The organism is Gracilimonas sediminicola (assembly GCF_024320785.1).
Taxonomy (GTDB): domain Bacteria; phylum Bacteroidota; class Rhodothermia; order Balneolales; family Balneolaceae; genus Gracilimonas; species Gracilimonas sediminicola.
Genome location: NZ_JANDBC010000001.1, coordinates 1073496 through 1090662, shown reverse-complemented (window position 1 = coordinate 1090662; position 17167 = coordinate 1073496). Strand labels below are relative to the sequence as shown.

The 17167-nt window shown below is 44.5% G+C and carries 13 protein-coding genes; 7 read left to right on the top strand and 6 right to left on the bottom strand.

Translation table 11 applies throughout. The features are described from left to right. Positions 1-31: 31 nt before the first annotated feature. The 4 genes from NM125_RS04935 to NM125_RS04925 all read right to left on the bottom strand — a co-directional run bounded on the left by NM125_RS04935 (position 32) and on the right by NM125_RS04925 (position 5172). Positions 32-2398: a TonB-dependent receptor gene (locus NM125_RS04935; RefSeq protein ID WP_255133423.1), complete on the bottom strand. Its 2367-nt coding sequence runs from the start codon at positions 2396-2398 to the stop codon at positions 32-34. A 104-nt stretch (positions 2399-2502) separates the two neighbouring features. Beyond that, positions 2503-2772: a sodium:calcium antiporter gene (locus NM125_RS15960; RefSeq protein ID WP_349294167.1), complete on the bottom strand. Its 270-nt coding sequence runs from the start codon at positions 2770-2772 to the stop codon at positions 2503-2505. Further along, entirely contained in the window at positions 2756-3457 is a 702-nt protein-coding gene (locus NM125_RS04930) for a sodium:calcium antiporter (RefSeq protein WP_349294166.1), read from the bottom strand. Before NM125_RS04930 ends, NM125_RS15960 begins: the two co-directional genes overlap by 17 nt. An 11-nt stretch (positions 3458-3468) precedes the next feature. Then, positions 3469-5172 (bottom strand): T9SS type A sorting domain-containing protein, encoded by a 1704-nt coding sequence (locus tag NM125_RS04925; RefSeq protein ID WP_255133422.1) that lies wholly within the window; start codon positions 5170-5172, stop codon positions 3469-3471. A gap of 170 nt (positions 5173-5342) precedes the next feature. Between NM125_RS04925 and typA the strand changes: the two genes are divergently transcribed. Continuing rightward, positions 5343-7169: a translational GTPase TypA gene (gene typA, locus NM125_RS04920; RefSeq protein WP_255133420.1), complete on the top strand. Its 1827-nt coding sequence runs from the start codon at positions 5343-5345 to the stop codon at positions 7167-7169. 77 nt (positions 7170-7246) lie between these two features. Here typA and NM125_RS04915 read toward each other — a convergent pair whose 3' ends face one another. After that, positions 7247-9514: a T9SS type A sorting domain-containing protein gene (locus NM125_RS04915; RefSeq protein ID WP_255133419.1), complete on the bottom strand. Its 2268-nt coding sequence runs from the start codon at positions 9512-9514 to the stop codon at positions 7247-7249. 152 nt (positions 9515-9666) lie between these two features. Beyond that, positions 9667-11736, bottom strand: coding sequence for an ATP-dependent DNA helicase RecG (gene recG, locus NM125_RS04910; protein WP_255133417.1), 2070 nt, complete (start codon positions 11734-11736; stop codon positions 9667-9669). A 191-nt stretch (positions 11737-11927) separates the two neighbouring features. Here recG and rpsL point away from each other — a divergent pair, with 191 nt between their 5' ends. The 6 genes from rpsL to rplC are packed head-to-tail and all read left to right on the top strand — an operon-like array spanning position 11928 to position 17166. Further along, positions 11928-12302, top strand: a complete 375-nt coding sequence (gene rpsL, locus NM125_RS04905; protein ID WP_020404630.1) for a 30S ribosomal protein S12 — start codon at positions 11928-11930, stop codon at positions 12300-12302. A gap of 26 nt (positions 12303-12328) precedes the next feature. Next, the gene (rpsG, locus tag NM125_RS04900) at positions 12329-12796 is read left to right on the top strand and encodes a 30S ribosomal protein S7 (RefSeq protein WP_255133415.1); all 468 of its coding nucleotides are present in this window, start codon (positions 12329-12331) and stop codon (positions 12794-12796) included. A 25-nt stretch (positions 12797-12821) separates the two neighbouring features. Next, positions 12822-14963, top strand: coding sequence for an elongation factor G (gene fusA, locus NM125_RS04895; protein ID WP_255133413.1), 2142 nt, complete (start codon positions 12822-12824; stop codon positions 14961-14963). 34 nt (positions 14964-14997) lie between these two features. Further along, the gene (gene tuf / locus NM125_RS04890; RefSeq protein WP_255133411.1) at positions 14998-16185 is read left to right on the top strand and encodes an elongation factor Tu; all 1188 of its coding nucleotides are present in this window, start codon (positions 14998-15000) and stop codon (positions 16183-16185) included. Positions 16186-16195: 10 nt separating this feature from the next. Beyond that, entirely contained in the window at positions 16196-16507 is a 312-nt protein-coding gene (gene rpsJ, locus NM125_RS04885) for a 30S ribosomal protein S10 (protein WP_018128596.1), read from the top strand. 17 nt (positions 16508-16524) lie between these two features. Further along, positions 16525-17166: a 50S ribosomal protein L3 gene (gene rplC / locus NM125_RS04880; RefSeq protein ID WP_255133406.1), complete on the top strand. Its 642-nt coding sequence runs from the start codon at positions 16525-16527 to the stop codon at positions 17164-17166. Position 17167 lies beyond the last annotated feature (1 nt).

Genomic DNA, 17167 nt, shown 5'->3' with positions numbered 1-17167 from the left:
AAAAGGGAGTTTAACGACTCCCTTTTCTTTTTTAAAAATTGAGCACTATCCCAATTGAAGGCAGCACCGCTCCTTCGGATGAAGTATCCACCCTTATCAACTGCCTAGGCATAATCACTTCTCCCTGTTCGTTTCTGTCAAGGCCATATCTCGGTTCAGAGGGATTTGCCGAAGCCAGTACATTCTGAATTTCTACAAACAGATCGAGACTTAATTTTTGAAAGCTCCATTTCTTGTCAATACGCACATCAAGCTGACTGAAAGGGTCTAACCGAACGGTTCCCAATTCATTGAAGTCTTTAATTACAGCAGGGTAGTTATCCAGCGTAGCTTGTTGATCAACCGGGGCATACGAGGCTTTTCCCAGGAACCGATAGCGACCGCTGACCTCCCAGTTGTTTCCGAATTTATAGCCACCCAACAGTGAAATTAAAACTCCATTATCCCAGACGGCCGGATCATAATCATTGCCCAGTAAGTTGGTGAATTCACTTTTATAAAAGGTGAATGCCGTTACGGCGTAAAAATTTCCGGTGAACTTTTGCTGAAATAGTAATTCCACCCCATAGGTTCTGCCTTTCCCCTCACTGATAACCGGCTCGCTGCCGAAAACTTCAAATCCCCCGCCTTTGTTAGCCAGCGAAACGCTGTCGGTAGTTGAGGTGGGATAGTCATCATACTTTTTAAAAAAGCCTTCCAGAGAGATTCGGGAAGATTGATTGATGAGGTATTCTAACCCTAATACAGCATGATCGCTTTGGATGTAATCAGCTGATTTGTTGGCGAAAGATCCGTCATTGCCTTGAAATCCGAGGGTGGTGTAAGGCAGGATTTTGTAGTAGCGGCCAACCGAGGCGTTCACGGTCCAGTCCCGGTTTTCAGAAAATGTATAGGAAACAGAGGCGCGGGGGCTTAAGGTGCGGTAAAGTTCATTGCCGGTGTCGGTAAACGTGTTGCCATCGGCGCGTAAGCCAAGAGAAAATTTAACCCGGTTATTCAGCATGTTTGATGATACCTGACCATGCAACCCATAGCGAAAGAAATTCAGGTCGGTTTCAAATTGCCGGTTATTGACAAGATCCTCGGTGTTGTTGGAGTAATCTGAATTGATAAGCAGGAAGCCCCCCGAAGCGGTCCAGTTACCTAAGAATTTGGTCACGCGATATCGAAGCTGGGTTTCGGTTTCCCGGGATTCATTTTTGAGATACAGCCCGGTTTCATTCACGTTATCGTCGTAGCGGTAAAAACGGTTACCCAGTGTATTGTTGCTTAACACGGTTTCCATGAACCCGGAATTATCGCTGAATTGCCTTTTCCAGCCAATGCCAGCGGTATTACTATTTTGGCGTATGACCGGAATTTGGTTTTGAATGGCTTCCTGCTCAGGGTCAAAATCTTCGAGATCATTAATCGCCAGGTCGTCAATAGCCCCCACGCCGGTTAAGTAGATGGTATTATCGCGGTTAACTTGATGGTTCAGCTTGTACTGAAAATCCCAGTAATCGGGCAGAAAGGGAAGACCTATAACATCAAAAAGTAGCTGCAGGTACGAGCGGCGAACAGAAGCGATGAAAGTTGTATTTGCTATGTCCTGATCACCTTTGAATAACGGACCTTCTGCAGTAAGGGCAGCTTCACTGGAACTGATTCTCAAATTGCCGGTGAACTCTCTGGGGTTTCCGTTACGCTGGTTAAACTGCAGGATTCCGGAAAGCACGTTATCATATTCGGCACCAAAAGAGCTGGCGGTTAATGTGACTCCTTCAAAGAAAGAAACATTCAACAACCCCACCGGTCCGCCGGCGCTACCCTGTGTTGAAAAGTGATTGATATTTGGAATAGGCACTCCGTCCAGAAAATACACATTCTCATTCGGCGCACCACCGCGGATGATCACATCATTCCGAAAGCCACCTACCGAACCTGAAACGCCGGGCAGGGATTGAACAACCTTCGCGATGTCATTATTACCCCCGGGATAAGCAGCGATTTCCTCCTGACTCAAATTTTGAATAGAAAGGGGAGTGGTTTCCAGCTTCTCGAAAGGATTGGGGGTTACCGTTACTTCATCTAATTCACTGACATTCTCTTTCAGTTCAAAATTCAGTTCAATGTTTCCGGCCGAGCGGACCACAACATTGAATTTGGTTTCCGTAATAAAGCCTACAAAAGAAGCTTTCACGTTATATGTTTTGGTAGGTATGTTATTAATGGTGTAGCGCCCCTCAACATTTGTAGCTGCTCCGAGATTGGTGCCCTCCAGAATGATGGTAGCTCCAATCAGAGGTTCGCCGGTTTTGGCGTCTTTAACGGTACCGGTTATGGTGCCCGAAGTTTGAGCATACAGCACGCCGGATGAAAGCATAATCAGGGCGATGAACAATGAATAAATTCGCATCGGGATGAATAGTCGGATAATTGTTACTGTTGATTTGTGGCTTCAGAACAATTCGGTTTTTGAAAACCGTTCCAGATTCGATTAGGGTGTTGGGCTAAAGTGATCTATAGCTGAGAGGTAATGAGGTACATTGTGTAGGCGATAAACAGGATGAGCAATACGCCGGCCTCCCACCTGTCCAGCTTTCTCTTCTCACCGGTAAACATCCTGATAAACAAGAATAAGGTTCCGCCCGCAAGTAGGTATAGTTCTGAATTAAAGGACGGATTGTATTCAATTGGTTTAACAACAGCACTTATTCCGAGAATTAAAAAAATGTTGAAGATATTGGAGCCGATAATATTGCCTACGGCTATGTCAACATTCTTGCGCATAGCCGCTACTATTGAAGTGGCAAGCTGGGAGGGAGGTGCCGGCGGCGATAATGGTTAGTCCAATAATCTTTTCGCTAACTCCCAAAACAGTCGCAATTTGGATGGCGTTATTCACTACTAATCGTCCGCCTAGAACTAATCCTGCTAACCCGACAATAATAAATCCCCAGATTTTTAACTGAGTATATGATTTGTTTTCAGTCTGTATTTCAGAAGGATCAGAAGAGAGCTGTTTATACACGTAGAACAAGAAGCCAACAAAAAAAGCCAGGAAGATGAATCCATCAAAACGGGATACCGTGTAAGAACCCGGAAGCCATAAGTCGTTTGCCAGAAAAAACAGTAACACCGCAGCAAAAAGGGAGAACGGTATTTCTTTCCATACGGTGCTTGATTGAACAACAAGTGGGGTGATCAGGCCGGAAATACCCAGGATCACCAGTAGGTTAAAGTTGTTGCTGCCGATTACATTGGCGAATACAATTTCGTGATGCCCCTCGATGCTGCCCATCACATTAACCACCAGCTCGGGAGCGGAAGTACCAAATGCCACAATGGTTAAACCAATCGCCAGATCAGAGACGTTGAATTTTTTAGCCAGAACGGTGGCTCCTTCAACAAGCCAGTCGGCTCCTTTGATGAGTAGTATTAGACCAAAGGTGAGCCATAGAAAGGGAATAAACATGTTTCTATCTATTATTTAATCAAAGTCATTTTCTTGGTACTAACAACTTCACCGTCGATTTTTAGACTGTAAACATATAATCCACTTGTTAAAAACTCAGCGTTGAAGTTATAAGAATGAGCTCCAGCATTGAGATTTTTATCAACCAAGGTGGTGACTTTTCTACCAACAGAATCATAAACTGTTAACTGAGTTTCTGCAGATCTTGGTAACTCAAAGGTTATTTTTGTAGTAGGGTTGAAAGGGTTTGGAAAATTGTTATTCAGAATAAAATCAGAGGGTAGGTTTGCATTTCTAATCGATGAATCAATTAATTGTTCTGAACCATAAACAACATATGTGTTACCCTTATTTTCAAATGTATCGATGATAACGTCATCAGCGCCATCATTGTTAATATCTCCACTAGCAATCGAAAAGCCTGGGCTAAATCCAACAATCTCTAATAATTCATTTTGGTCAAAATCAGATAACATATTTTCTGCTTTTGGCTTGTCATTATTGAAAAGTATGTAAGTACTACCGGCTGAAACAATAAGGTCTTTTTTACCATCATCATTGATATCTCCTGCAGATACAATACCTAGCAACTCATTACTGTCTGATCCGTTTATGTAAAACCCATTTTCACCATCTATATCATCAATTGTAATAAGTTCTTGGAAACCACCTTCAGAGCCGTAAATAACGGAAACTCTGCCTGAAAGGAAGAAATTGTTTACGGATATCCAAGGTTCCCCGATAATTAAATCATCTACGGAATCGCCGTTTATATCCTCCATGTATAAAGAGTATGCTTTAGAAGAGCCGAAAACAAAACCATTTTCACCATCTAAAGCAGGCAGCTGAAACTCAGATTCAAAACCTGACTGACGGCCAAATAGTATAAAAGTTTTATCTGTACCTATAACGATATCATCAATTTGATCATCATTAATGTCACCGTTGGTAACGAATTGCCCAAAATGCTCCCATAGATAATATTCAGGTGCTTTTATTGTGAATCCATTTTCACCGTCCAGGCTATTTCGGCTAAATTCAGAATCAAAAGCAGAATCTTTACCAAAAATGATAAACACTTGGCCATATGTACCGGTGAATTCATCTGACGGGTTAGGTGAACCAATGATAATATCTTTAACTCCATCACCATTTACATCTCCTGAGGAAACTGATGTAGGTCTAGAAATATTGGTATAAAAATTGGTTAGAGTAAATCCATTTTCACCATTTAATTCTTCCAAATTAAACTCAGCTTCAAAGCTATCTCTTTTCCCAAATAGAACGAATGAAGGAGATATGCCAATTATATCATCAATACCATCTCCATTAATATCTCCAGTAGTTATACCTCTACCTGCAGCATTTATTTTGAACCCATTGGTTCCATCTAGTTCAGAATACTGCACATTCAGATTGAAGCCTGATTCGCTTCCAAACACAACATAAGTGGCGCGTTTTTCGACTTCCAAAACGTATGCAACAACAATGAGGTCATCAATGTTATCTCCATTAATGTCACCCACAGTTACACTGTTTCCTGCGTAACCTCTTGCAGAATCACTATGCAGGATAAAACCTTGTCCAGCTTTTAATGTATCTAAAGAAAAAACTGATTGTGCTAAGGCTAAACTTGGGAAGGAGAGAGTGTTTAGCAATACAATTAATGAAAGCTTTATAAATGTTGACTTAAACTGTTGGTAAATATTATTCATCTTATCTAAACATTTATCATATCAATCTGAAAAGCTAAAACAATTCTTAATTTAATAATAAGGATTTGACCAAAATACCCGTATCTTTAAGGCTTGCAACTTTTCTGGTAATAGACTGCTGAAGACACAGGGTTAATCAAGAAGAGAATTTCATTTAAAAAAATACAAAAATGTCACAAGATTTAAGAAATATCGCCATCATCGCTCACGTAGATCATGGCAAAACCACGCTCGTAGATCAAATTTTAAAACAGAGCGGAACATTCAGAGAGAACCAGCAGGTAGAGGACCGGGTGATGGACTCCGGCGACCTGGAGAAAGAGCGCGGTATTACCATTAGCTCCAAAAACACCGCAGTAAACTGGAAAGGCACCAAAATTAACATTGTTGATACCCCTGGTCACGCCGACTTTGGCGGAGAAGTGGAGCGAATTCTGAAAATGGTAAATGGTGTAATTCTTCTGGTGGATGCTGCCGAAGGCCCGCTTCCCCAAACTAAATTTGTTCTTAGAAAATCACTGAGTTTAGGCTATCAGCCGATTGTGGTTATTAATAAAATTGACCGAAAGGATGCCCGTCCCAATGCCGTGCTGGATGAGATTTTTGATCTTTTTGTAATGCTGGATGCCACCAACGAGCAGCTTGATTTCCCGGTTCTTTATGCCATTGCCAAAGACGGTATTGCCAAGGAAGAGCTGGAGGAGGAAGGCACGGACCTTTCCCCGCTCATGAACAAAATTGTGGAGCATGTACCGGCACCGGAGCAGGACACCGATTCTAAATTCAAGATGCTGGTAAGCAGCATTGACTGGAACGACTATGTGGGGCGAATTGCGGTTGGCCGTGTTGAGCAGGGCACGATTAAAATAAACCAGGAAGTTGCCCTGATGAATGGCAAAGGCGAGGTGAAAGAAAAAGCTCGTGCAACCAAGCTGTTTACTTTCAATGGTCTTCAACGCGAGCCGGTAGAAAAAGCGGTGGCCGGAGATATTATTGCATTGGCTGGATATGAGCAGGTAAACATCGGGGATACGCTGACGGACACCGCTGATATGACTCCACTCGAATACGTGGATTTGGATCAGCCCACTATCGCCATGTATTTCCGGGTAAACAACTCTCCGTTTGCCGGAAAAGAAGGCGATTACGTAACCTCCAATCAGTTGAAAGACCGCCTGTACCGTGAAACACGAACAAATGTGGCGATGCGTGTTGAGCCGACCGACAGTCCGGATATTTATAAAGTTTCCGGCCGTGGTGAATTACAGATGGCCATCCTGATTGAAACCATGCGCCGTGAAGGATTCGAATTTTCTGTATCCCGACCGGAAGTGCTTTTCAAAGAGGTGGACGGGGTAACTCACGAACCGGTTGAGGAAGTGGTTGTAGATGTGCAGACTGACTACAGCAATCGTGTGATTGATAACCTGCAGAAACGAAAAGGGATCATGACTTCCATGAGCCAGGAAGGGGAAAACAACCGGATTCAATTTCGTGTACCTTCCCGTGGATTGATTGGCTTCCGTGGAGAGATGCTGACCGAAACCCGTGGGACAGGAATCATGCACCAGCAATTTGATGGCTATGAGCCTTACGCCGGTGAAATTCCGGGACGAAATCGCGGAGCTCTGATTGCTCTTGAACAAGGAGATGTAACCGGTTACGCGCTGGAAGGTGTTCAGGATCGAGGTGAGTTTTTTGTAGAGCCCGGAGATCCGGTTTATATGGGGCAGGTTGTTGGCGTGAACAAACGCAGCGACGATATGGTGGTGAATGTAGTCAAGAAGAAAAACCTGACCAACCACCGTGCCACTCAAACTGCAGATTCTGTGAAATTGAATCAGGCCAAAAAGCTTAGCCTGGAGCAATGCATTGAGTTTATCGACAACGATGAACTACTCGAGGTAACCCCCAAAGCCCTTCGAATCCGAAAAACGTATCTCGATCATAACGATCGCAAGCGTGCGGAAAAGCAGAAGGCAAGCGCTAAAGCTTAGTCAAAATTTTATATATTGAATGCTGAATGTTAAATGGGGCTTGATACCATTTAACATCCAACATTTAAAATTGATCGCTATTTAATCAGTGTCAGCTTTTTGGTGACTACGGTTTGGTTTACTTGCAGCCGGTATAAATACATCCCCGAAGATAAGTTCCCGGCATTAAATGTAACCTCGTACTCTCCGGCAGGCTGTGCTTTTGTGTTCAGTAAAGTGGCTACTTCTCTCCCCAGCATATCGTACACCTTCAGGCTGACTGTACTGTTTGATGGAACCTGATATCGGATATTGGTACTTGGGTTGAACGGATTTGGATAATTTTGATGGAGCTGAACATCGACAGGAATTGTGCCGGTCAGAGGTTCTTCGTTTGAAGTTGCAATACCGCCTCTGTTTGATGTTGAGTAGATGGTTCCTTTTTCACCTACAATCCAACCGGAACCATTGCCTGCAAATTCTATAGCATGGAAGTCTTTTTGTGTGAGGCTGTAGTCCGTTTCAAAGTTCGCTCCGCCATCTACTGTTTTAAGGATTCGACCGCCTTCACCAACCACAAGCCCACTGTCTTCCGAGAAAAAATGCAGATCATTCAGGTCGAAAGTGGTAAGGGTAGATAACTCCGTCCAGTTTTCGCCGCCGTCCGTGGTTTTCATCATGTCTCCACGCTCCTTGGTTACATAACCGGTAGAGCTGTCAAAGAAATATATGTCTGTGATCTCCGGCGCAAAGCCATCTTCTTCATACTGTATGCTCCAGGTTGCTCCTCCATCCGATGTGGAAGCGATCGTTTCCTGTCCGGCCATCCATCCGTTGTCTTCACTTTGAAAAGCAATCATTTCAAAGTCGGAATAAGAAATATTATCGGGTTCAGATATGGCGTTCCAGGCACTTCCACCATCGGTAGTTTTAAGGAGCTTGTCTTCCGCTTTGATAAAACCGATTTGTGCATCAATAAACTGAAGGTCTTCGAGGCTACTTCTTTGTTCATTTTCAGGAACTCCGGGCTCAACTTTATTCCAGGTAGAACCCTGATCGGAAGAATGATAAATCAACCATACAGAACCTCCTGTAAAGTGATCCTCTCCAATGGCCCAGATGTTGTTATTGTCCACATAAGCCACTGCCGTGAAATCTTTTCTGCCTTCCAGGGTTAGGTTATTCTCCCAGGTAGCACCGCCATCAGTTGTTGTAAATATTTTTCCATGAACTCTCTCTTCAGTTACAAAGGCCCCGTGACTTTCATTAACAAAGGATACATCTGCAATGTTGAAGCCGGTGATGATTCCGGAACTCAAAGTATCATCAGCGAGGGTGAATGCAGTAGTTGCTCCGGAGGCTCCAACAGCCAGCCAGTTCCCCTCAAATTCATCAATATCATACCAGGTAACCGGGCCGGCGCCGTCTGATAATACCTCCCAGGTTGCGCCGTCATCAGACGAGTGAAGGATGGCATTTTGAGTTGTTTCGGTAAAGTTATTTACTCCCCCGGCAAGGATGATTTCACCATTGCTGCCCAGTTCGATATCGTAAAAGAGGTGTTCAAATTCATAGTCAATGACAGACCAGGAAGTACCTCCGTCAGTCGTTTTCAGGATGAAGCCCACAAATCCGCTGTTATATGTTTCCCCGATCACATAGCCGGTTTGGTCATCAGTGAACGCAATGTTGTAGAGGTCGTCCGAGCTGCTCAGGTTCTGAAAACCACTGTAGGATACGGTATCGATCTGAATGGCAGATTCCCAAGTGGACCCGGCATCAATTGACTTGTAGAGTGAACCTGACTCACCGGCCACCCAGAACGTGGTGTCGTTAACAATGTGGAAGTCTAACAGGTCTTCAGTTCCGGCGGTTACCGAGCTCCAGCTTTCTCCGCCGTCCGAAGTAAAAAGGATTTCTCCGTCAGCAGAAGCAACCCATCCGTTTTGGGGATCCAGGAATTCAATATCGTTAAAGTTGTTGAAGTTGAAGGAGGAGCGAATATCCCATGTTTGTCCACCGTCTTCTGTTTTGGCAAGCATTTCAGAACTTCCGCCGCCTGCGGTGGTGAATGGTCCGCCTACAAAACCGGATTCGGCATCAAAGAAGAAAAGCCCCTGGTAATTGCGGCTGTCACCGTAAGAGACGTCAGTCCATGTGGCACCTCCGTCTGTGGACTTTAAAATAGTCCCGGTATTTCCAATGGCATAGGCAATTTGATCGGTTACGAGCTGTACCTCATTTAAGTCTGCCGAGGTGATATTTCCGTTAGCAGACTGCCAATGCTGTGCCGAGGCAATATGAACAATTAGAAATGAAAAAATGAATGAAATGAGAACTGATAATTTTAATCCCGAAAAATGCATAGCGTTGACCATCATAGTTATGTTAATACTAATAGACAGTCTTACATACGGAGAAGAATAGAAATAAGGCTCAAAATGAGTTCAATTTAAGTAAGAGATTTATCTAAGCCTTAGAATGGCACAGTTAAAGAGGGGAATTACAGTCGGGTAGCTCACCCCATCCCATAGAACTTCACCTTCTCTTTAAAATAAGGGGCAAAGACTTTTTCGAGTGGTTGGTTTTCAGGAGATTGAAGCTGAGGGTCTTCGGTAAGCAGCTCTTTGGCTTTTTCTTTGGCCTGCACGAGTAGAAACTGGTCTTCTACAATATCAGCAAACTTGAAATCGGGGAGGCCACTTTGTTTGGTGCCCAGAAAATCACCGGGGCCGCGAAGTTTGAGGTCGGCTTCGGCAATGCGGAAGCCATCGTTGGTTTCTTCCATGGTTTTCAGGCGAAAGGCTCCGGCTTTGCTCACTTTCACGTCCGGCATCAGGATGCAATAGCTTTGTCGTTCCCCCCGGCCAATGCGTCCGCGCAGCTGATGAAGCTGTGAAAGACCAAAACGTTCGGCATGTTCGATAATCATAATTGAGGCATTCGGGACGTCCACCCCAACTTCGATTACGGTCGTGGAAACCAGAATCTGTATCTTATTCTCAATGAACGATTTCATTACGGCCTCTTTTTCTTCTGTGCTCATTCGGCCATGAAGAAGCCCAACATTGGAATTTGGAAATTGGGATTTGAGTTTTTCAAACCCTGCCGTAGCATCTTTCAAATCAAGGGCTTCGGATTCTTCCACTAAAGGATATACCACATACACTTGTCCGCCATCAGCTACTTCCTGTTGAACAAAGTTGTACACATCATCTCTTTTTTTATGAGATCGAATGGCGGTTTTGATAGGTTTTCGCCCGGCCGGCAAATCTTTAATGACCGACACATCCAAATCCGCATACACCGTCATGGCAAGAGAGCGGGGGATGGGGGTGGCACTCATTACCAGCATGTGTGGGTGACTTCCCTTATTAAGCAGATCCGATCTTTGCTTAACCCCAAACCGGTGCTGCTCATCAATCACCGCCAATCCCAGGTTATGAAAGCGAACCGTCTCCTGAATGATGGCATGTGTTCCTACAACGATGTTGCAATTTCCGCCCTCAATGTCGGTGAGGATATCGGTTCGTAACGCTTTTTTTTGTGAACCGATGAGCAAGCGCACGTTGACATCTAATTCTTTAAGGTGCTCGCGGAGTGTGCGGTAATGCTGTTCAGCAAGGATTTCGGTTGGGGCAAGGAAGGCAGCCTGGAAGCCGTTGTCCAAAGCCATCAGCATGGCGCCAATGGCAACAATGGTTTTGCCGGCTCCCACATCTCCCTGAATCAGCCGGTTCATTTGCTTGCCGGAGCGGACATCCTTCTTAATTTCAGCGAGCGAAGATTTCTGCCCGTCTGTTAACTCAAACGGAAGCAGTTCATTAAAATAGCGGGAAGTGTAAGTGCCGGTTTCATTAAAAAGGTGACCGTTTGCCCGTTCCTTTACGGTATAGTTGATCTTCTCCATGCTCAGTTCGAACAAGAAGAGTTCCTCAAACTTAAACCTGTTCAAGGCATTCTTGTGTTCATTATGCGTTTCCGGAAAGTGAATCATCCGGTAGGCTTCCGGTCGTTGTGGGAACTTCATTTCCGCGATAAGTAATTCCGGCAAGAATTCGGCGGGAGTTACCTTGTTCAAAATCTGCTCCATCCAGCTTTGAACCAGTTTACTGGTAATGCGGGCTTTGCTTAATGCTTTGCTTCCCGGATAGATGGGAAAGATGCGGGAAAAAGAATCGAGGTCATCATCGGAAGAGATTTTATCAACTTCGGGGTGAGCAATGGAGATCGATCGGCCGTAGCGTTTGGCGGCTCCATAAAAAGCTACGAAGTCTCCTTCCTTAAAATACTTCCGGAAGTATCCGACTCCCCGAAACCAAACTCCTTTTACATCTCCCGATCCATCATTAATGGTAACTTCGAGGCGTTTCTTCTTGCCGTATCCGGCCATGTTTATATCTGTCACCTTTCCGGCAACGGTTATTTCCTCTCCGGAACCGGCCAGGTGTTTTATCTTCTGGGTATTGCTTCGATCCAGGTATCGGCGGGGAAAAAAGTTAAGTAAGTCCTTTACAGAGCGGATGCCTTCAGCGCTTAAAGCATCCAGTCTTTTAGTACTCAGGTTAGATAAGTCGGTTAGCTTCAACTGATATAAAGTTATATATCGATCAATATGCTAAAGATCGAAATTTGGGGTTCGATTTTTAAATAATGGGGCATCAAGGTGTATTTCAGAAAAAAGAGGAAATAATTCGGATAAATTTTTTGCATTCATGTGGTAACGTTGCCTATATTTGCAAGCTCTCGATTCGATGGCAATAACCAAATAATTGAACAGTGCCTACAATACAACAACTCATACGAAAAGGTAGAAAAAGCAAAGTAAGTAAAACAACTGCTCCTGCGCTACAGAATTGTCCGCAGAAGCGTGGTGTTTGTACTCGCGTTTACACAACTACGCCTAAAAAGCCGAACTCGGCATTGCGTAAAGTAGCTCGTGTACGTTTGACTAACGGAATTGAAGTTTCGGCTTACATTCCGGGCGAAGGTCACAACTTACAGGAACACAGTATTGTATTGATCCGTGGCGGTCGTGTAAAAGATTTGCCTGGTGTTCGATACCATATTATTCGTGGAACATTAGATACTGCGGGCGTTGAGGGAAGAACTCAGAGCCGTAGTTTGTATGGCACTAAGAAGCCGAAAGGGTAACATTAAGAAATTAAGATTAATCGAGCATGCGTAGAAAAACAGCAGAAAAACGAGATGTGCAAGCGGATCCAATCTTTGAGGATAAGCTGGTAACTCGTTTCGTGAACAACCTGATGCGGGACGGTAAGAAGAATGTTGCTCGCAAAATTGTATATCAGGCTTTTGAAGTTATTGAAGAGAAAACAGGCGAAACCGGGATCGATGTATTCCGCAACGCTCTGCAAAATTCAACACCGGTGGTTGAGGTGAAGTCACGCCGTGTTGGTGGTGCCACTTACCAGGTGCCTGTAGAGGTTCGTCAGGAAAGAGGAACAGCTCTTGGCATGAGATGGCTTATTAGAGCAGCGCGTTCCAGAAATGATAAGTCGATGTCAATTCGTCTTTCAAGAGAATTGATTGATGCGTCAAATAATGAAGGCGGAGCTGTCCGTAAGAAAGATGAAACGCACCGTATGGCAGACGCTAACAAAGCATTTGCTCACTTTAGATTCTAAAAGAGATTATTGATTAATAAGTATTATGTCTGAGACGAAGCAAAAAACAGATCCAAAAATTTTAGATAAAATCCGCCGGACGCGGAATATCGGTATCATGGCTCACATTGATGCCGGTAAGACAACCGTAACTGAGCGTATTTTGTTTTACACTGGTCGTAGCCACCGAATTGGTGAGGTGCATGACGGTGCTGCTACTATGGACTGGATGGAGCAGGAGCAGGAGAGAGGTATTACCATTACTTCTGCTGCAACTCACTGTATCTGGAAAGATCACCGGATTAACATTATTGATACTCCGGGTCACGTTGACTTTACCGTAGAGGTGGAGCGTTCTTTGCGTGTGTTGGATGGAGCGGTTTTCGTACTTGACTCTGTGGGAGCTGTTCAGCCTCAGTCAGAAACAGTTTGGCGTCAGGCTAATAAGTACGAAGTTCCTTGTATGGCTTTCGTTAATAAGATGGACAAAGTAGGAGCTGACTTCTACAATGTTATTGACGAGCTTGATGAAAAGCTGAATGCGAATCCTATTCCAATTCAGATTCCAATTGGCGCTGAAGCTGACTTTCAGGGCGTTGTTGATCTTATTAATATGAACGCCATCATTTGGGATGATGAGTCTCTTGGTGCTAAGTATGAGGTTGTTGAGATTCCGGAAGATCTGAAAGAGAAGGCTGCTGAGTATCGAGGTATTATGCTTGAGGCGGTTGCTGATCATAATGATACCCTGATGGAAAAGTACCTGATGGAAGAAGAGATTAGTGCTGAAGAAATTATTGAAGCTCTTCGTGAAGCAACTATTTCCAAGGATGTAACACCGGTAATGTTAGGTACTGCCCTTAAGAACAAAGGTGTTCAGGTGTTGCTTGATCGTGTTTTGGATTTCATGCCTAACCCGTTGGATATTCCTCCAGTTAAGGGTATAGATCCTGAAACTGAAGAAGAAGTTAAGAAGGCTCCTGATGTAAATGCGCCATTCTCAGCTCTTGCTTTCAAGATTATGACTGATCCTTATGTAGGTAGGTTGACATTTGCTCGTGTATATTCCGGGCGGCTTGAAAAGGGTTCGTACATTTTAAACTCTTCAACTGGAAATCGTGAGCGTGTTGGTCGATTGCTTGAAATGCACGCTAACGACAAAAAAGATTTGGATTACATTCAGGCAGGAGATATTGCTGCTATTATCGGAATTAAAGAAGTGCACACCGGAGATACTCTGTGTGACGAAGATCATCCGGTAATTTTGGAGCAAATTACATTCCCTGAGCCTGTAATTAAGCTGGCTGTAGAGCCGAAAACCAAGGCCGACAGTGAAAAGCTTTCTACTGGCTTGCAGAAGCTGGCAGAAGAAGATCCTACCTTCCAGGTTAAAACTGATCATGAAACAGGTCAGACCACTATTGCCGGAATGGGTGAGCTTCACCTCGAGATTATTGTAGATCGTCTGAGACGAGAATTCAAAGTAGAAGCTAACGTTGGTGCTCCGCAGGTTTCTTATCGTGAAACCATTTCACAAAAAGTGGATCACCGCGAAATCTACAAGAAGCAGACAGGTGGTCGTGGTAAATTTGCTGATATCTCTTTCGAGATTGGGCCAATTGCCGAATTTGAAGACTACGATGGTAATGAAGACAGAATTACCCGCGAAGAAGGATTTATTTTCATTAATGAAATTGTAGGTGGTAATATTCCGCGTGAATTTATCCCATCTGTAATGAAAGGATTCCAGCAGGCGTTATCTGCAGGTATCCAGGCTAACTACTCTGTTGAGAACATCGGAGTTCGTTTGTATGACGGTTCTTACCACGATGTTGATTCTGACCAGTTGAGCTTTGAGTTATGTGCAAAACTTGGTTTCAGAAATTCAGCCCGTAAGGCCAAGCCAAAAATCCTTGAGCCGGTAATGAAAGTAGAAATCATTACTCCTGAAGAATATATGGGAGATGTAATCGGTGACTTGAACAGTCGTCGTGGAATCATGCAGAGCATGGACTCGAACAATGAAGGTTCAGTCGTTAAGGCTCATGTACCGCTTTCTGAAATGTTCGGTTACTCTACCGACTTAAGGTCTGCTACTCAGGGCCGCGCGGTATATTCGATGGAATTTCACGATTACACTGAAGTGCCTGAAGCTATTGCTCAGGAAATCATCGAGAGCCAAACATAAAAGAAATTAAACACTAAGATTAAACTATAGTATCATGGCAAAAGAGACCTTTGAACGGAATAAGCCCCATGTGAACGTGGGAACAATTGGACACGTAGATCATGGTAAAACAACCTTGACGGCAGCTATTACTACGGTAATGGCGAAAACGTACGGCGGTGTAGCCAAGCAGTTTGCCGACATCGATAATGCTCCGGAAGAGCGCGAGCGTGGGATTACCATTGCTACCGCGCACGTGGAGTACGAAACCGATGCCCGCCACTACGCCCACGTAGACTGTCCGGGTCACGCCGACTATGTCAAGAATATGGTAACGGGTGCCGCTCAGATGGACGGAGCAATTTTGGTTGTTGCCGCTACCGACGGTCCGATGCCACAGACCCGCGAGCACATTCTGCTGGCTCGTCAGGTAGGTGTACCTCAGATTGTTGTATTTATGAACAAGGTAGACCTGGTAGACGACGAAGAGCTGCTGGAGCTGGTAGAGCTGGAAGTACGTGAGCTGCTGTCTTCTTATGAATTTGACGGTGACGACATTCCGGTAATTCAGGGATCAGCCTTGGGCGCCCTCAACGGCGAAGCCGAGCACGAAGAAAGCATTGTAGAGCTGATGAAGGCTGTGGATGAAACCATCCCAACGCCGGAGCGTGATGTAGACAAGCCCTTCCTGATGCCGGTAGAGGATATCTTCTCTATCACCGGTCGTGGAACGGTAGCTACCGGACGTATCGAGCGTGGCGTTATTAAAGTAAACGACGAGATTGAGATTGTAGGGATTGTAGAAGACCCGATGAAATCGGTAGTAACCGGTATTGAGATGTTCCGTCGTATGCTCGATGAAGGGCAGGCCGGAGACAACGCCGGTATTCTGCTGCGAGGAATTAACAAAGAGCAGATTGAGCGAGGCATGGTACTTTGTAAGCCCGGCTCGATCACTCCTCACAAGCAGTTTGAGTGTGAGGTATATGTACTCAGTAAAGATGAAGGTGGCCGTCACACGCCATTTTTCAAAGGCTACCGCCCACAGTTTTACTTCCGTACCACCGACGTAACCGGAGCCTGTGAGCTTCCTGATGGTGTGGAGATGGTAATGCCGGGAGACAACGTGAAGCTGAATGTAGGATTGATTCAGCCGGTAGCGATGGAAGAAGGGCTGCGGTTTGCGATTCGCGAAGGCGGACGTACCGTGGGCGCCGGAGTTGTAACTAAAATCTTAGACTAAGGATCTGATCGTGGCAACACAACAGAAAATCAGAATCAAATTGAAGTCATACGATCATAACCTGATCGACAAATCAGCTGAAAAAATTATTCAGACTGTGAAATCTACTGGTGCGGTAGTTTCGGGACCCATCCCGCTACCCACCCGTAAAAGCATCATCACGGTAAATAAGTCCGTGTTTGTTGATAAAAAGTCACGGGAGCAATTTGAGTACAGATCTCATAAGCGCCTGATCGATATTTTGTCAACCGGATCACAAACTGTTGATGCGCTGATGAAGCTGGAATTACCTTCCGGCGTTGATGTAGAAATTAAAGTTTAGAAAAGGACCCGAACACGATGAGTGGTTTGATAGGAAAAAAAGTTGGGATGACAAGCGTGTTTGATAACATAGGCAGAAATATTCCTGTTACTGTTATTGAAATTGAACCTTGTGCTATTACCCAAATCAAAACAGAAGAGACAGACGGCTATACTGCTGTTCAGTTGGCTGCTTTTGATAAAAAAGAGAAAAACGTAAGCAAAGCCGTGAAAGGTCATTTTGACAAAGCCGGCGTTTCCACCAAATATAAAGTTGTTGAATTCAGAGATTTTATCCCTGAAGGACTTGATGTTGGAGACGAACTGAACATTAGTGATGTATTCGCTGTAGGCGATACCGTTGATGTAGTTGCAAACTCAAAAGGCCGTGGATTTACCGGTGTTATTAAACGTCACAATTTCAGTGGTGTTGGTGATGCTACTCACGGTCAGCATAATCGATTGAGAGCACCCGGTGCTATTGGTAATGCATCTGACCCATCTAAAGTATTCAAAGGAATGCGGATGGCCGGTCAGTCCGGAAACGAGCGCGTGAAGATTAAGAATCTGAGCATTGCTAAAATTCTGGAAGACTCGAATGTTGTTTTGGTAACAGGTTCTATTCCTGGACCAAAAGGCGGGTACGTAGAAATTCATAACAAAGCGTCTGTTAACAACTAAG